Origin of the sequence: Bacteroides sp. AM54-2NS (assembly GCF_003602935.1) — a bacterium.
In the GTDB taxonomy this organism is placed as follows: domain Bacteria; phylum Bacteroidota; class Bacteroidia; order Bacteroidales; family Bacteroidaceae; genus Bacteroides; species Bacteroides xylanisolvens.
In genome coordinates this window covers 159,415-176,218 of sequence record NZ_QTMZ01000007.1, presented here as the reverse complement: position 1 = coordinate 176,218, position 16,804 = coordinate 159,415, and the positions used below count along the sequence as shown (strand labels likewise).

Below are 16,804 nucleotides of genomic sequence, written 5' to 3'. Positions count from 1 at the left end.
GTAAAACAGATACTTTATTTGAAATAAAATAGAGCCTTTATTTGACCTAAACAGAGCCTCTGTTTGGAATAAATAGAACCTCTATTTTCTCCAAAGGAAGCCTCTATTTTCTGAAACTGCATCTTTGTTTTTCCGAAATGAAAACCCGGTTTCCGTGTGACTTAAATTGTTTCTACAATGACTTAAATAGCTTTTATAATGACTTAAAAGCCTAAAATATAGCAATTAAGAGTACTATTTTTGAACTATGTACTTTTTTGTCATCAGGTTCGTATGATTTACTCACCTCATTTTTTATCAGATACGTTATCTTTGCAATACTTAAATGAATGAAAATACCATGAATCGAATGAAACATTTATTTTGTGTTCTTTTACTAGCAGCTTTAGGAAGTTTTTCTTTCAAGGCAAACGCTTACACCGAACGCAATATGCTGCAAAAAGCGGTAGACAAAACTACGTTGAAAAACGTGTTGGTAATGAAACAAGCATGGGTGCCTTATCCTGCTTATACAGATCGCGCCGCCTGGGATTCTTTGATGGGCCCCAATAAGCAACGCCTCATCGAAGCCGGCGAAAAACTCCTCGACTATAAATGGCAACTGATACCTGCCACCGCTTATCTGGAATACGAACGCAGCGGTAACCGTAAAATAATGGAAGTCCCTTATGACGCCAACCGCCAGGCACTTAACGCCTTGATGCTCGCCGAACTGGCCGAAGGAAAAGGGCGTTTTATCGACCAATTACTGAACGGAGCATATATGAGCTGCGAAATGAATTCATGGGTTCTATCCGCACACTTGCCCCGTCAGAGCAGCAAACGTTCACTTCCCGACTTCCGCGAACAGATTATCGACCTCGGTTCAGGCGGATACGGAGCTTTAATGGCTTGGGTACACTATTTCTTCCGCAAACCATTCGACAAAATCAATCCTGTGGTATCCTTGCAAATGCGTAAAGCAATCAAAGAACGTATTCTCGATCCGTATATGAACGACGACGAAATGTGGTGGATGGCTTTTAACTGGAAACCGGGAGAAATCATCAACAACTGGAATCCCTGGTGTAACTCTAATGCCCTGCAATGTTTCTTACTGATGGAGAACAATAAGGATAAGTTGGCGAAAGCTGTTTATCGCTCCATGCAGTCAGTCGATAAGTTTATCAACTTCGTGAAATCCGATGGTGCCTGTGAGGAGGGAACCTCTTACTGGGGACATGCCGCCGGAAAGCTCTATGACTATTTGCAGATACTCTCTGATGGCACAGGCGGTAAGCTGTCTCTGTTCAATGAACCGATGATTCGCCGGATGGGAGAATATATGTCCCGTTCCTATGTCGGCAATGGCTGGGTGGTGAATTTTGCTGATGCATCGGCACAAGGCGGGGGCGATCCTTTGTTAATCTATCGGTACGGTAAAGCTGTAAACAGCGATGAAATGATGCATTTTGCCGCATACCTGTTGAAAGGAAGAAAACCGTATGCTACCATGGGCAACGATGCTTTTCGTTCGCTTCAATCTCTACTTTGCTGTAATGAGCTGGCAAAAGCAACTCCGAAACATGATATGCCGGATGTGACCTGGTATCCCGAAACGGAATTCTGTTATATGAAGAACAAGAACGGTATGTTTGTTGCCGCTAAAGGCGGATTTAATAACGAAAGCCATAACCACAACGATGTAGGAACCTTTTCTTTATACGTAAATACAATTCCTGTGATTATTGATGCTGGTGTAGGTACATATACCAAACAGACGTTCGGTAAAGACCGCTATACCATCTGGACCATGCAGAGCAACTATCATAACTTGCCGATGATTAACGGAGTACCGCAGAAATTCGGGCAGGAGTATAAAGCTACCAATACCGTTTGCAATGAGAAGAAACGGATGTTCTCTACGGATATAGCTACTGCTTATCCGGCAGAAGCGAAAGTGAAAAGCTGGGTTCGCTCTTATGCTCTTGATGATAAAAAACTCATTATTGGTGATAATTATACGTTGGATGAGGCTATTGCTCCTAATCAAATGAATTTTTTAACTTGGGGCAATGTGACTTTCCCTTCAGCCGGAAAAATCCGTATCGAAGTAAAGGGACAAAAGGTGGAAATGAACTATCCGTCGCAGTTTAAAGCTGAACTGGAAACAATCAAACTGGATGATCCGCGCCTGTCTAACGTATGGGGCAAAGAGATTTACCGTATCACACTAAAGACTGAAGAAAAGAAAGTGACTGGTAAATATGGATTTGTTATTCAGCAAGTGAAGTAGGATGAAATAGATTTTTAAAGCTAGAAAAAATAAAGTATAAACAATTAAATCACAGTAAGATGAAAAAAGTGTTATTTGCCGGGCTTTTGGTCCTTGCAGGAGTAAGCGTAAGTGCGCAGAACCTGATAAAAAACGAAAAATTCGTCACTGAAGTAAAGACTAAAGTGACTAATGCCAACAAAGCTACCGCAGGAGAGTGGTTTATCATGAATAATGAAGCTGACGGTGTAACTACTATTGCCTGGGAAGAAACAGGAGATGCCAAATATCCGAATGCAATGAAATTGGATAACTCCGGTGCCGAAAAGAATCTCTCTTGGTATAAGGCTTTCCTGGGACAACGTATTACCGATGGTTTGGACAAAGGTATCTATGTTCTTACTTTCTATGCAAAGGCTAAAGAAGCAGGAACTCCGGTCAGTGTATACATCAAACAGACCAATGAGGAAAAGAATGATAATGGTAAGTACAATACTACTTTCTTCATGCGTAGAGACTATGACGCGGATGCTCAACCAAATGCTTCGGGCGCACAGTACAATTTTAAAATTAAAGATGCTGGTAAATGGACTAAAGTAGTGGTTTACTATGATATGGGACAAGTGGTTAATGCAATTAGCAGCAAGAAAGCAAATGCTAACTTGGAAGTGTCTGATACAGACGATGATGCTGCTATTCTGAAAGATTGTTATGTGGCTATTCTTTCCCAGAATAAAGGCGGCGTTGTAGAAATCAGCGACGTGACATTGAAAAAGAAATAAAGAGCAAAGGATTTAATATAGTAGGTTAACAAAAAAATAGGGCAGTGAAGTAGTGATACTTCGTTGCCCTATTTCTTTTGTTATATGAATATAATGGAGAGTTCCGAATAAATAAATGTATGAAACAGTCAATCTCCCTTCGGGACTGATTTCATGCGATTTATTGAATACCGAGTTTCTTCTTCAGTTCCTTAGGCAGAGAATCTTTGTGTACCATCACACAGATTGTTTTAGCACGTACATAGCTTTCAGACATATTCAGATAACCTCCGGATTTGTTGCTTTCCGCTCCCCAGGAATTCTTGGTGATATAATATTTAGTACCATTCTGATCTTTCACAATACCGGTGATGTGCATCAGGTGGTCGTCAGTTGTCACAAACTTCTCGTAACCATCCTGACGGATTTCCGGTGTTACGTTGATTTCCGGATAAGGATGCTCAAACTTGAACACTTCGTCCATTCGTTGATATTTTGGCATTTTCTCAAAACGGGCACGGTCGGTTGTAGAGTAATCTTTCACATCCTCCACTTGCGGATTGATGGCGATTCCGTTCTTGAAAGAGAAACCCTGTTCGCTTACGTCACCGTCCCAACATACAGTATATCCTTTGTTCAGTGCATAGTCGATAGCCTCGATCAGTTCGTCCAACGGAAGATTATACATCGGCTGGTTTTCCCAGTTGTCGGGAACTTCAGGTGAGAATGTCTCATAATAAGGCTTGTGAGTGAAACTAGTCAACTCAACGTAATCATCCATATTCAATCCCAGACTTTCTGTGAAAGATTGAGGAGTATATTCTTTTCCTTTATAAGTGAATTTTTCAGGAAGCTTGCCTAGATAAATATCAAACAGATTATTAATAAGCGCATCAAATTGCGGAGTACGCTTTTTAGATTCAATATTTGCATCTACCAATGCTTTGAGGTAGCGTGACAATGCACCGTGATTGTGGTCTTTGTTATCGCCCAGCAATCCGGTGTACACTTCTTCCGGAACAATTCCCGCTTTCTTATAAGCGTTTTTGAAAGTGTGTGCCAAACTTCCTTCACCGATACTTCCTTTACCACGACGGAGATAATTGTCCTCCATCTGATTCATGTACTTTTGGCGGACGATAAACATCTCCGAGAGATCATATTCTCCTTTTCCCATTCGGAGCAGTTCCGACTCCATGAAAGAAGCGGTGGCAAAGCACCAACAGGTTCCTGTGGAACCCTGATCTTTAACAGGCGTTGCTTGGTGGGATACAACGGTTGTGAACTCATAACCGGGTGTTTGTGCAAAAGAGGTTACGACCAATATGAGGAGCGCAACCGACATAAATAGCTTTTTCATAATGTGTTTTATTATCTTTCTTCTGCAAATGTATAAAAAAAGCGAGGATACTCGAAAGTTCCTCGCTCTATTTATTATAATTAGTGTGTTTATTTACATGGCAACCTGCTGTGACAGCAGTTTTTGAAGTTTACCGTTTAATGTTTGGCACATGGCACCATTTCCCATTGCTTGATAGCGTTTAATACGGTACTGTAACATCATAATTTTTTCATTTGCATTCTTTTTCATAATTTGTTTCCTCTTTTTTTGCCCTCCACGTTTTGAAGAGCGGTTTTACATCTTGTTTTCTCTAATAACACTGCAAAGATACAAATTGTTTTCGGATTATATGCTGTAAAACATAAAAATCTTCTTTTTCTTTTGAATTTTCTTTTTATAAGGGTTCGAACACGGTCTATATTACAAACCTGTTACATAATTCCCGGATTTTCCCATCAATGACAATATTATTCTTATCTATCACATTTTTATGTACTTATCTAGGTATTCAGAAAATATTCTTCTATTTTTGTCAGTCAGCAACCTTATTAATAGAATAAACCAAACACTTATATGAAAACATTCACCCATCTTTTGTGCGTCCTGATTTTGTCGATTGTACTGTTTGCTTGTAACAATGCTCACTTCCTCAAAGAAGAATCCTACCGGAATCAAGTAGCTCAAGACTTTGAGCAGAAAAAACAGGCACTTCCTCATGGAGATTTATTTGCAATCTTTGCCGATTCTATTTTGTCAGTCTACGAGCGCGAAGCATTGATGTTTCTCTACGCTTATATGCCGATAGGGGATGTGACGGACTATCCGGGAGATTATTACTTGGAGAATGTCCGGCTGTCGAAGCAGACACGTGACGAGATGCCTTGGGGCAAAGAGATTCCCGATGAAGTGTTCCGTCATTTTGTTCTGCCGATCCGGGTGAATAACGAGAATCTGGATGATTCCCGCCGTGTGTTTTATGATGAACTAAAAGACAGGGTGAAGGGACTGCCGATGAAAGACGCGATATTGGAGGTGAACCACTGGTGTCACGAGAAAGTAGTCTATCGTCCGAGTGACGCGCGTACCAGCTCACCGTTGGCATCAGTCAAAACAGCGTATGGGCGTTGTGGCGAAGAGTCTACATTTACGGTGGCTGCGCTCCGGGCAGTCGGTATTCCGGCACGGCAAGTGTATACGCCCCGCTGGGCGCATACGGATGACAATCATGCTTGGGTGGAAGCATGGGCGGATGGACATTGGTATTTCTTCGGAGCCTGTGAACCGGAATCGGTTTTGAACTTGGGATGGTTTAATTCCCCTGCCAGTCGGGGAATGTTGATGCATACCAAGGTTTTCGGACGATACAACGGTCCGGAAGAGATTATGCTTGAGACACCGAATTATACGGAAATCAATGTGATTGATAATTATGCCCCTACTGCTAAAGCTATCGTAACGGTGACGGATGCCGAAGGTAAACCGGTGGCAGATGCCAAAGTCGAATTTAAGATATACAATTATGCGGAGTTCTATACAGTAGCCACGAAATATACAGATGCAGAGGGGAAAGCCAGCCTGACTGCCGGTAAAGGAGATATGTTGGTTTGGGCATCCCGCAACGGACAATTTGGTTATGCCAAAATCTCATTTGGAAAAGATGATGCATTGCAACTCGCTTTAAATAGGAAAGAAGGTGAAGCCTATTCCTTGCCAATGGATCTTGTACCTCCGGTGGAAGGAGCGAATATTCCCGAAGTCACTCCCGAACAACGGGCGGAAAATGATCGGCGGATGGCGCAGGAAGATTCAATCCGCAATGCGTATGTAGCAACAATGATGACGGAAAAACAGGCCAAAGAGTGGATAGATCAACTATATGGAAATACCTTACAACCGGAAAAGAAAGAAAAACTGGTAAACTTCCTGGTTGCTTCGCGAGGAAACCACCAAACCTTGAAAGACTTCCTTTCAGCTATCCGAAAAGAGAAAGACGCTGTTTCATGGGAAGAAATACGGGCTATATGGATATTAGAGAGTCTTTCGGCTAAAGATCTCCGCGATGTAACTCTGGATGTATTGAATGATCATCTGCTGACTAATATCTCGGATTGGGAGAAGATAGAGACTGATTTATTTAAAAGAATGTACCTCAATCCTCCTCGTATAGCTAATGAAATGTTGACTCCTTATAAAAAGGTACTTCGTGAAGCCATTGAAAAAACAGTGTACCAGTCTGTGCCCGATAGCATGAAACGTGATCCCAAAGTATTAATAGAATGGTGCAGAAAAGAGATTAAAATCAATAATGAACTGAATTCCCAACAGATTCCTATCTCTCCGATGGGAGTATGGAAAGCACGGGTGGCTGATGAAAAGTCGCGTGATATATTCTTTGTGGCAGCTTACCGGAGCATGGGATGGGCGTCCGCTGCCTGGATTGATGAAGTGACCGGAAAGGTGCAGATTCTAAATGAAGAATTTGCAAAGGAAGATGTCAACTTCGATACGGCAGAAGCTGCACAGTCTCGAAAGGGAGTGTTACAAGCGACTTACACGCCTATCCGTTCTGTGGAAGATCCTAAATATTATTCGCATTTCACTCTTTCCAAGTTTAAAAACGGCACATTCCAGTTACTTAATTATGACGAAGGAGAGACGGATATGGGGGATGGAACTACCTGGCGTAATTTGTTAAAATATGGGAGAGAGCTTGATGAAGGCTATTATATGATGGTGACCGGAACTCGGTTGGCAAGTGACGCGGTGCTTTCCAACAGTACATTTTTTACTATAGAACCCGGTAAGACAACCACCGTTGACCTGGTGATGCGTGAAAGCAAAGATCAGGTGCAAGTGATCGGCAATTTTAATTCGGAAGCGACCTATCGTCCGGTTGACAGCACTGAACAGCGGAGTATTCTGCAAACCTGTGGACGTGGCTATTTTGTAGTAGCTGTGCTTGGAGTAGGGCAGGAACCTACCAATCATGCGCTAAGAGATATAGCCGCTTTGGGCAATGACTTCGAACAATGGGGGCGTAAGATGGTCTTTCTTTTCCCTTCGGAAGAACAATACAAGAAATTTAATGCCGACGAATTTAAAGGACTTCCGTCTATCATCACCTACGGTATTGATGTCGATGACAGCATCCGCAAAGAAATAGTGCAGGCTATGAATTTGAACAATTCTATTCTGCCGGTATTTATCATTGCAGATACATTTAATAGGGTAGTCTTTGTTTCTCAAGGATATACAATCGGTTTGGGTGAGCAATTGATGAAAGTTGTACATGGGTTATAGAAAAGAGGAGGTATACAATAATCGTTAATTCTTGCCCTTAATGCGTTTTTTCGGAAAAGAATGATTACGTTTGCAGCAAATTATGACTAAGTACATTTTTTGCATATTAGCATGTGCATTTCTGGTATTGGGATTTAGTAATGTTTCCAATAAAGAATTGCAGGGATTTCAGAAAAAAACTGAAACCTCGTCTAATGACATGCGATATGAAGCAGTGTCATGCTGTTGCGTTTCTTCTGCCGGCTTCGACAAGCCAGGTAAAGATTCTCATTCGCAGTTTGTTGACGAGACATCCACTTGTAATGTTAGTGACTGCATTTTTGATAATATCTCTTTTCCGAGAAGCATTGTTCCTTTCAAGAACCTGAAGTTCAATACCAATACTGTCATTATACAGATATTGAGCTCTCTGAATGTTATGCTTCCGGAGAATCGTTTGGGGCATACCGGCCTTGATGTCAATTACACTAAATATTCGTGTAAGTATTACGTCTATACATTGGCGCATATTCTCATTTAGACTATATTCTTATCTTTGGGTAAGGTGAGGTACCTATTCAGATCCTCCATCTACCATCATTTCCTTTATTTATTATCTTAGTTTTATTCATGTTAACATGGAAAACAAAGAATGTATTTCCTATGACTTGGAACAAAGGACGGATATTGATGTGCCTGTCTTTAAGGATTAAAATATTGTGTTCCCGTTGTGAAACGGGAGTTACGTCGTATAAAAGCAAGGATATTTGAATAAGATTATACAACCTAATTTTTTATATTACTATGATTCATTTATTACTATCTACTCTTGCGATGATGGGGCTTACGTTCCTCATCGGTTTTTTTGTCGCTGCGGTCATTAAGTTGATTGCCTATGCGGCCGATTCATTTGATTTTTATAGTTCCCACCGTTTGGAGCTACTCCGTTTGCGACGCTGGCGTCAGCATCGGCAAAAGGTGGAGAGATTAGTCCGACAGATTCCCATTGCAGATGAAGATGCTTTGGGAGATTTCCGTGAAGATTACAGTAAGGGGATCGACAGAAACTTTACTGGCTATTCCGGCTATTATCATGGCGTGAGTCCGGGAGCTTCTGAAAATAATCTGATGAATTATTATTATTCACAGGATACCCGCGAATTCTTTCTTCGGGAAGAAGAGCAGGCACATGTCAATAAGAAGAACTCAAAGAAACTTACTAACAACAAACAATAAAAGAAAACTAATTTATGGAAAATATAGATTTTGCTACCTTGTTTCAAGGTATTGGTACAATGATGGCAAGCGGATGGGTGCTTGCTTCTGCAAGAGTTTTTTTAGTACTTCTCGGTTTGTTACTGATCTATTTAGGCTGGAAAGGTATACTCGAACCGATGGTAATGATTCCGATGGGACTGGGAATGGTAGCTATCAACTGCGGAACCCTCATTATGCCCGACGGTACACTGGGTAATCTCTTTCTCGATCCGATGCTTTCAGATACAGATCAATTAATGAATACTATGCAGATAGATTTCCTGCAACCTGTTTATACCCTGACGTTTAGTAACGGGCTGATAGCTTGTTTTGTCTTTATGGGTATCGGGACGCTTCTAGATGTCGGCTTCCTGCTTCAGAAACCATTTGCAAGTATATTCCTGGCTTTGTGCGCAGAGCTGGGCACTTTCCTGACAGTACCTATTGCTTCTGCTCTTGGTCTGACTCTGAAAGAAAGTGCATCTGTGGCTATGGTGGGTGGAGCCGACGGACCAATGGTGTTGTTTACTTCGTTGGCATTGGCAAAGCATCTCTTTGTCCCTATTACGGTGGTTGCCTATCTTTATTTGGGCTTGACGTATGGAGGCTATCCTTACTTGGTAAAACTGTTGGTTCCCAAACGCTTCCGCGCTATTAAGGTGGTGACAAAGAAAGCTCCGAAGAATTACGACGCTAAAGTGAAACTGGCTTTCTCTGCTGTTCTTTGTGCTATTCTCTGTTTCTTGTTCCCGGTAGCTTCTCCTTTGTTTTTCTCTTTGTTCCTGGGTGTTGCTGTTCGTGAGTCGGGTATGAAACATATCTATGATTTTGTGAGTGGTCCGTTGCTTTATGGCTCCACTTTTATGTTGGGCGTACTGCTGGGTGTACTTTGTGATGCACATCTGTTGCTCGATCCGAAGATCTTGAAACTATTAGTATTAGGTATTGTAGCATTATTACTTTCCGGTATCGGAGGAATAATCGGAGGATATATCATGTATATTATTAAACGGGGTAATTACAATCCGGTAATCGGTATTGCAGCTGTTAGCTGTGTACCCACTACCGCGAAGGTTGCACAAAGGATTGTAAGCAAAGATAATCCGGACTCATTTGTTCTGGGAGATGCTTTGGGAGCTAATATCTCGGGAGTAATTACTTCGGCTATTATTACTGGTATTTATATTACGATAATTCCATATTTATAAATAAAAGTATAGCAGTTTTTTGAGATACTGTTGGTAATGATGCAAAAAAGAAATGGTGAACAAAAGGCTTGAAGGCTGTATGTTCACCATTTCTGTCTTGTATTAGTACTATTATGAGACGATATCTCATCCCTTGCTGCCATATTTATCCATGTAAAGCGGCATCAATCGTTTCTTTTACTCTTCGTATGGAAGTTACATTTCGTTCGTATTCGTTGATGTGTACCGTGCCTCCCATAGAGACGGCTTCATTTCTGAATTTCATCTCACTTTGAATGTTTTCGCGTGCCGAGAAATGAAACTCGTTGATTCCGGTTTCTGCGGCAATGCGTGCGATATTATTTTCATTTACTCCGCATCCGGCGAGTAACATGATTCTTCCGGCGGCCTGTTTCTGTAATTCTTCTAAAAGGGGGATTCCCTGTTCAGCCGTAGGTTGCTGACCGGAAGTCAGAATACGGTTACATCCCAGTTTGATGATCTGTTCCAATGCTCTCTGCGGGTTACGGCATACATCAAATGCCCGGTGAAAAGTCACAGATAGCCCTTGAGCAGCTTCCATTAGTTTCTGCATTACTGGCAAGTCTACTTCACCCTCTGCTGTCAGGCAACCGAATACCACTCCGTCTGCCCCTAATTTTCGTGCCATTTCAATATCTTTCAGCATTGTCCGGATTTCGATATCCGAATACAGAAAATCTCCTCCACGAGGCCGGATAATAACGTGTAGGCGGGTATGAGTCAGTACTTCCCTTGCGATGGCGATCTCACCATAGGAGGGCGTTGTTCCACCTTCCGGTATTCCGGAACACAGTTCCACACGGTCTGCACCACCTTTCTGTGCGGCCAGGCAACTTTCCACTGAATTGGTACAAATCTCAAATTGATACTTTCCCATAGGCGTGTATTAAAAAAGGGCGAATTTCTTCGCCCTTATATGAATCTTCTTTTGAATCGTTACGTTATTTAGCGAAACTTACCGCACGTGTTTCACGGATGACGGTAATCTTCACTTGTCCCGGATAAGTCATTTCATCCTGGATCTTCTTGGCGATTTCACCTGACAGGCTTTCTGTCTGCTTGTCGTCAATCTTATCTGCACCAACGATAACGCGGAGTTCGCGTCCTGCCTGGATAGCATACGTCTTTGTTACACCCGGATAAGCCATTGCCAGCTGTTCGAGATCGTTCAGACGCTTGATATAAGCCTCTACGATTTCGCGGCGTGCGCCCGGACGTGCACCGGAGATGGCGTCACAAACCTGTACGATAGGAGCCAGCAGACTGGTCATTTCTGTTTCGTCATGGTGAGCACCGATAGCGTTGCAGATATCCGGTTTTTCTTTGTATTTCTCGGCAAGTTTCATACCCAGCAATGCGTGTGGCAATTCTGGTTCTTCATCAGGCACTTTACCAATATCATGCAGCAAACCTGCACGTTTTGCTTTCTTCGGGTTCAGTCCCAGTTCTGATGCCATCACAGCACAAAGATTGGCTGTTTCGCGTGCATGCTGCAACAAGTTCTGACCGTATGAAGAACGATATTTCATCTTACCGATGATACGGATCAATTCAGGATGCAGACCGTGGATACCCAAGTCGATGGTCGTACGTTTACCCGTTTCGATAATTTCTTCTTCCACCTGTTTGCGTACTTTAGCTACCACCTCTTCGATACGGGCCGGATGGATACGTCCGTCAGTCACAAGCTGATGCAGGGCCAAACGGGCAATTTCACGGCGAACCGGGTCGAAGGCAGAAAGAACGATTGCTTCCGGAGTATCGTCTACAACGATTTCAACACCGGTAGCAGCTTCCAGAGCACGGATATTACGTCCTTCACGTCCGATAATACGTCCCTTGATTTCATCCGATTCGATATGGAATACTGTAACAGAGTTTTCAATGGCAGTTTCCGTAGCCACCCGTTGGATAGACTGGATAACGATACGTTTGGCTTCTTTGCTGGCAGTTAATTTAGCATCATCCATAATGTCGTTGATGAATGATTGTGCCTGCGTTTTAGCTTCTTCTTTCAGTGATTCTACCAGGCGTTCTTTGGCCTCTTCGGCAGACAATCCGGAGATTGCTTCCAGTTTATCGATTTCCTGCTGTTGCAGTTTATCGAGTTCTTCTTTTTTCTTGTCAACAATCACAAGTTGCGCTTCCAGATTCTCTTTTACCGCTTCGGCTTCCATCTTTTTACGTTGGATTTCTTCCTGACGCTGGCTAAGTACCATTTCACGTTGCTTCAACTTGTTTTCCGCTTGCTGAATCTTCTGATTCCGCAATGCTACCTCCTTTTCAAGGTCTGCTTTCTTATTCAGGAATTTCTCCTTCACTTCCAGCAGCTTGTTTTTCTTAATTACTTCCGCTTCCGTCTCCGCTTCTTTCAGGACATTATCGTATTTGGATTTCAGTACATACCGGAATAGTATATATGAAAGGACTCCTCCTACGATGAAGCAAGCAATTGCTGTTGCTATTATTGCTATCATTCTACATTTAATTTAAGTATATAAATAAAAACGCACCGCCAAATATCAAAGCAATTATTTTTGCTTGGATATTGTGCAGTGCGTGGTTGTTTTATCTCTTATCAGCGAATAGCCGGTCGGGATTTATTCTTCCTTAAAATAATCCTCCAGCAATTCTGTCAGTTCTTTTACCTTCTCCACATAGGGGCTGGTATCATTACGTTGCATCAATTGCAGTCTCTCTAACGAGAACTGATAGGCTACCATGCAATAATTTTTTCGGGTTCCAGATTTTTATAGACTTCCCGATACTTATTAAGCCTGATATTTACCTGCTTGGCGGCTTCCCGTACCATTTGTTCTTCCTCACGGTTGATGGTTAACGGGTAGTTTGAGTCTGCTATCTGCAGGTTTATCTTTATTTTATCGTTCATACATCTTCTTCTTATTCATTCAACAAAGCGATGCATTTATCGACTTCACGCACTAATTTTGACAATCGCAGCTTCGTCTCTTTTACGTCGCTGCCGTTAAGGCTGATTGCCGTAGCTGTTTTTAGGTTTGTATAGCTGACTTCCAATTCATCGTATTGAGCTTGTACCTTCTCGTTTTTCAGCTTTTCATTTTCGAGAAGCTTCTTCAACTCGGCATTTTCACGCTTAAGTTCATCGTGCAAATAAATCAAATGCCGTAGTTGCGTTTCAAAGGAATTCAATAACTTTTTTTCTTCTTCTGTCATCACTACACCAAAATTGTACACAAAAATACGATTAACTCTGATATTACAAAAACTTTTCGGGAGAAAATGTTCTTTTTCGTCTAAATTAGCTATGAACGGAGGGGAAAGTAGAGTATTGCATAGGAAGCAAATACAGACTGCTTATAATATTATGGTATATTTTAAATTAATGCGAATTAGTAATTGAAAATGAATTGTCATTCATTTTTGTACGATTCTGAATCATTACAAAATCGATTAAATTTTTCTACTGGGTATTTATTTTCAATCTTTCTATTTCTTCTTTCACCTTTTCTCTGTCTCTTCGATGAATAAGGAGTTTGCGGGTGAAGAGTAACAATTTCACCATCTCTTCACCTGTAGCGAGTAGTTTCAAAAATAGTTTCAAGGCTTGAAACAATCTGTTTCACACCGAGAAACACTTCGTTTCGCTACTTGAAACAAAGTGTTTCCCGCCTTGAAACTTTTAGTTTCAAACAAGGTTGAAACTAATTACGAAATAGCTTTACTAATTTTACTCAATGGTGGAATCTGGAGGCTGCAATTTGATTTGATTCACGATGAAGAGTAGGTGAAGGGGCAGCTATTCACCTACAAACTGCTTGTTTATCGGCCATACAGAAGAAAAGTGAAGGAGCTGGAAGAATTGGACGTATTATAGAGAAAGAGCATTGAATGATTCAAAACTGTATAAATCTGAATTCTTCTTTTTTGTTGGTATCGTAAAAGATTACTATTCAGCAAACTTTTGTAACTTCGGTATGTTTTTCAGGAAAGTATTAAGATATAATATCTGGTAGATAAGTCATTAATATACCTCCAAACGTGGCGTCGATGCACGCATTTTGATTTCCGCATCCAACACGATTGAATGATTGGGAGATGCCGGATCTTTGATTTTCTCTAAAATAAGTTCGGCAGCTTTTTTCCCCATCTGGTACAAAGGCGGTTCTACTGTAGTCAATTTGGGATAGACTATGTTGGAAAGTTCGGTTCCTGAAAAACTGGCTACGGCGATTTCTTCGGGTATTTTTTTTCCAAGTTCTCTCAATCTGTTCATAGCTCCAATGGCCAATGTTTCCGTAAAAGCGAAAATAGCATTGAAAGGAATATTTCTTTCCACTAATATATCCGCAGCTTTTTTCCCTTCTTCAAAAGTCATACCGGTTTTTATCAGCATATTATTCTTATCAAAAGGAATCCCGAATTTAGCCAAAGCGTCTTTGTATCCTCTGACACGTTCTATGGAGTTGTAAATATCGTCCGGTCCCTGTATATGAACAATCTGTTTGCGTCCGCTTCGGATCAGACTTTCTACGAGAAAGAATGACTTCATATAATCGTCCACTATTACTTGCGGAACTTCAAGTCCATAGGGAATACGATCATAGAACACCATAGGCATTCCCGCTTGCTGTAAACGAGCATATTCCTCCTTATTCCTTTTATAACTGCAAAGACAGATGATGATGCCATCCACCATGAATCCTTCCATCAGTTGCAGGTTCTCTTTTTCTTTTTCCGGATCTCCTCCCGACTCTGCAATAATCACCTTTATATTTTTGGTGTGAAGCACTTCTTGTATTCCGTTTATTACTCGTGAAGCAAACGGAGTAACCATTTCAGGAACGATCACCCCCACGGTATTGGTATGTCCGTATTTAAGGTTGATTGCTACAGGGTTTGGTCTATATCCCAATCTTTTAGCTGCTTCTATCACCTTTTCTTTCGTTTCTTTACGGATATTCTTGTCATCCCCCAATGCACGAGATACAGTGGAGACGGATATTGACAAATGTCGAGCGATGTCTTTTATGGTTATATACTTCATGCTGAATGATTGTTTAAATCAAAGTAAAGATATTGATTTCAAACAATAAATCCTAATATTGGAGTAAAATACGAATCCCATTTGCCTTTGTGTAATGCTTTTGTAACGTTTGCAGATTTTGGGAACGTTCCCGCAATCGTTTGCAGGCAAAAGAGTTAGGAAAAAACTTTTTTTCAAGCTCTTGTTCTTTATCTTTGCTACATCAACATGATGTCGAACTAAAGAAAAAGAACTATGAAAACACACCTCTTTTCTTATAAGTGCGGTCGAAAGCACATCAAAGTTTACCATCTATTTGAATTGGTAATAATTAAAGGATAAAAAACGGTCATGGACAAGAAAGTACGAAGTATAGAAATTTCGAAACGGGTTCCAATTGTGGGCAACTACGATGTAGTTGTCTGCGGTGGCGGACCAGCTGGTTTCATAGCGGCCATTGCGGCTGCTCGCAGTGGTGCGAAAACTGCTGTTGTGGAACAATATGGTTTTTTAGGTGGAATGGCTACAATGGGGCTTGTTACTCCTTTGAGTGTATTCACCTATAATAATGAAAAGGTGATAGGCGGTATTCCATGGGAGTTTATCGAACGGCTGGAGAAGATGGGAGGCTGTATCATTGAGAAACCTCTTGGCAATGTAGCTTTTGATCCGGAGCTTTACAAACTTTTATGCCAGCAAATGATGCTGGAAGCCGGTGTGGATATGTATATGCACTCTTACTTAAGCGGTTGCCAGGCAAAAGACGGCAAAATATCTTGTATCCTCTTTGAGAATAAGAATGGGACAGAAGCCATCAGTGCCGATATGTATATCGACTGCACTGGGGATGGTGACCTTGCCGCTATGGCGGGTGTTCCGATGCAAACTGATGAATGTAAACCGCTGCAACCTCTTTCCACCTATTTTATATTAGGAGGTGTGGATACAGATTCGCCCATGATAATTGATGCCATGCACCATAATAAACAAGGCAGAATTGTCATTGCATTGCAGTTCGTGAGAAACTTTTAGCAATGAAAGAGGCACTTGGCATCCCCGAATTCGGAGGTCCTTGGTTTTGCACCACTCTTCGTCCGGGCGAAGTAACGGTTAATATGACCCGTACTGCAGGAAATGCCATTGATAATAGAAATTTTACCGCAGCGGAATGTCGCTTACGGGAAGATGTATTTAAAATAGCACGAATCTTTAAAGAGAACTTTGAAGAGTTTAAAAACAGTTATGTGACGACCGTCGCCGTACATGCCGGTATTCGTGAGACACGCCGTATCAAAGGTGTACATACCATTACAGCAGAAGAATATGTGAATGCTTATAAATATCCTGATAGCATATCACGCGGCGCACACCCTATAGATATCCATGTGGCAGCAGGTGCGGAACAGAGCGTGACTTTCCTTAAAAAAGCGGCGTATGTACCTTATCGCGCTCTTATAGCTGAAGATTTTTCGAATCTGCTCGTAGCGGGACGCTGTATTAGTGCTGATAAGACTTCCTTTGCGTCACTTCGCGTTCAGGCAAGTTGTATGGGGGTAGGACAAGCCGCAGGAGTGGCAGCCGCACAATGTATAAAGGCAGGTGTGACCGTACAAAAGGCTGATATTCACAATCTCATAGAGGAATTGAAGAAACTTGGAGCAATTATATAAAGAAGAA

12 protein-coding genes and 2 pseudogenes are annotated in these 16,804 nt (G+C 41.6%); 7 read left to right on the top strand and 7 right to left on the bottom strand.

Going from position 1 to position 16,804, the window contains the following annotated elements; translation table 11 throughout:
• The first annotated feature begins 340 nt into the window (after window positions 1-340).
• The gene (locus tag DXA05_RS07040; RefSeq protein WP_128858965.1) at window positions 341-2,275 is read left to right on the top strand and encodes a heparinase II/III family protein; all 1,935 of its coding nucleotides are present in this window, start codon (window positions 341-343) and stop codon (window positions 2,273-2,275) included.
• A gap of 59 nt (window positions 2,276-2,334) precedes the next feature.
• Complete coding sequence (locus DXA05_RS07035) at window positions 2,335-3,036, top strand: DUF4627 domain-containing protein (protein WP_117808950.1); 702 nt, start codon at window positions 2,335-2,337, stop codon at window positions 3,034-3,036.
• A gap of 160 nt (window positions 3,037-3,196) precedes the next feature.
• On the opposite strand, the gene DXA05_RS07030 is transcribed toward DXA05_RS07035, so the two are convergent.
• Window positions 3,197-4,375, bottom strand: a complete 1,179-nt coding sequence (locus tag DXA05_RS07030) for a C1 family peptidase (protein WP_128858964.1) — start codon at window positions 4,373-4,375, stop codon at window positions 3,197-3,199.
• Between the two features lie 93 nt (window positions 4,376-4,468).
• Complete coding sequence (locus DXA05_RS26430) at window positions 4,469-4,606, bottom strand: hypothetical protein (RefSeq protein WP_004301914.1); 138 nt, start codon at window positions 4,604-4,606, stop codon at window positions 4,469-4,471.
• Between the two features lie 324 nt (window positions 4,607-4,930).
• On the opposite strand from DXA05_RS26430, the gene DXA05_RS07025 reads away from it, so the two are divergent.
• The 4 genes from DXA05_RS07025 (at window position 4,931) to DXA05_RS07010 (ending at window position 10,101) form a co-directional block, all read left to right on the top strand.
• Window positions 4,931-7,657, top strand: coding sequence for a transglutaminase domain-containing protein (locus DXA05_RS07025; RefSeq protein ID WP_128858963.1), 2,727 nt, complete (start codon window positions 4,931-4,933; stop codon window positions 7,655-7,657).
• Between the two features lie 82 nt (window positions 7,658-7,739).
• Window positions 7,740-8,177: a hypothetical protein gene (locus DXA05_RS07020; protein WP_008645296.1), complete on the top strand. Its 438-nt coding sequence runs from the start codon at window positions 7,740-7,742 to the stop codon at window positions 8,175-8,177.
• Between the two features lie 263 nt (window positions 8,178-8,440).
• Window positions 8,441-8,872, top strand: a complete 432-nt coding sequence (locus DXA05_RS07015) for a hypothetical protein (protein WP_008021027.1) — start codon at window positions 8,441-8,443, stop codon at window positions 8,870-8,872.
• 14 nt (window positions 8,873-8,886) lie between these two features.
• Window positions 8,887-10,101 carry a sodium ion-translocating decarboxylase subunit beta gene (locus DXA05_RS07010; protein ID WP_128858962.1) on the top strand — a complete coding sequence of 405 codons (1,215 nt, stop codon included), beginning with the start codon at window positions 8,887-8,889 and terminating at the stop codon, window positions 10,099-10,101.
• Window positions 10,102-10,246: 145 nt separating this feature from the next.
• Here DXA05_RS07010 and DXA05_RS07005 read toward each other — a convergent pair whose 3' ends face one another.
• From DXA05_RS07005 to DXA05_RS06980, 5 genes and pseudogenes are all read right to left on the bottom strand, one after another.
• A complete protein-coding gene (locus DXA05_RS07005; protein ID WP_128858961.1) occupies window positions 10,247-10,999 on the bottom strand; it encodes a copper homeostasis protein CutC in 753 nt (250 codons plus the stop codon).
• Window positions 11,000-11,063: 64 nt separating this feature from the next.
• Complete coding sequence (gene rny / locus DXA05_RS07000; RefSeq protein ID WP_004313412.1) at window positions 11,064-12,599, bottom strand: ribonuclease Y; 1,536 nt, start codon at window positions 12,597-12,599, stop codon at window positions 11,064-11,066.
• Window positions 12,600-12,722: 123 nt separating this feature from the next.
• Window positions 12,723-13,012: pseudogene (locus DXA05_RS06995) on the bottom strand (cell division protein ZapA).
• Window positions 13,013-13,023: 11 nt separating this feature from the next.
• Window positions 13,024-13,338, bottom strand: a complete 315-nt coding sequence (locus DXA05_RS06990) for a hypothetical protein (RefSeq protein ID WP_004304743.1) — start codon at window positions 13,336-13,338, stop codon at window positions 13,024-13,026.
• Window positions 13,339-14,125: 787 nt separating this feature from the next.
• Window positions 14,126-15,148 (bottom strand): LacI family DNA-binding transcriptional regulator, encoded by a 1,023-nt coding sequence (locus tag DXA05_RS06980; protein WP_004313409.1) that lies wholly within the window; start codon window positions 15,146-15,148, stop codon window positions 14,126-14,128.
• A 330-nt stretch (window positions 15,149-15,478) separates the two neighbouring features.
• On the opposite strand from DXA05_RS06980, the pseudogene DXA05_RS06975 reads away from it, so the two are divergent.
• Window positions 15,479-16,797, top strand: a pseudogene (locus tag DXA05_RS06975) (FAD-dependent oxidoreductase).
• The last annotated feature ends 7 nt before the right edge of the window (window positions 16,798-16,804 follow it).

Bases quoted from the DNA above. Each gene is read 5' to 3' on its own strand.
- DXA05_RS07040 (WP_128858965.1), top strand. From the start codon at position 341: ATGAATCGAATGAAACATTTATTTTGTGTTCTTTTACTAGCAGCTTTA.
- DXA05_RS07035 (WP_117808950.1), top strand. From the start codon at position 2,335: ATGAAAAAAGTGTTATTTGCCGGGCTTTTGGTCCTTGCAGGAGTAAGC.
- DXA05_RS07030 (WP_128858964.1), bottom strand. From the start codon at position 4,375: ATGAAAAAGCTATTTATGTCGGTTGCGCTCCTCATATTGGTCGTAACC.
- DXA05_RS26430 (WP_004301914.1), bottom strand. From the start codon at position 4,606: ATGAAAAAGAATGCAAATGAAAAAATTATGATGTTACAGTACCGTATT.
- DXA05_RS07025 (WP_128858963.1), top strand. From the start codon at position 4,931: ATGAAAACATTCACCCATCTTTTGTGCGTCCTGATTTTGTCGATTGTA.
- DXA05_RS07020 (WP_008645296.1), top strand. From the start codon at position 7,740: ATGACTAAGTACATTTTTTGCATATTAGCATGTGCATTTCTGGTATTG.
- DXA05_RS07015 (WP_008021027.1), top strand. From the start codon at position 8,441: ATGATTCATTTATTACTATCTACTCTTGCGATGATGGGGCTTACGTTC.
- DXA05_RS07010 (WP_128858962.1), top strand. From the start codon at position 8,887: ATGGAAAATATAGATTTTGCTACCTTGTTTCAAGGTATTGGTACAATG.
- DXA05_RS07005 (WP_128858961.1), bottom strand. From the start codon at position 10,999: ATGGGAAAGTATCAATTTGAGATTTGTACCAATTCAGTGGAAAGTTGC.
- rny (WP_004313412.1), bottom strand. From the start codon at position 12,599: ATGATAGCAATAATAGCAACAGCAATTGCTTGCTTCATCGTAGGAGGA.
- DXA05_RS06980 (WP_004313409.1), bottom strand. From the start codon at position 15,148: ATGAAGTATATAACCATAAAAGACATCGCTCGACATTTGTCAATATCC.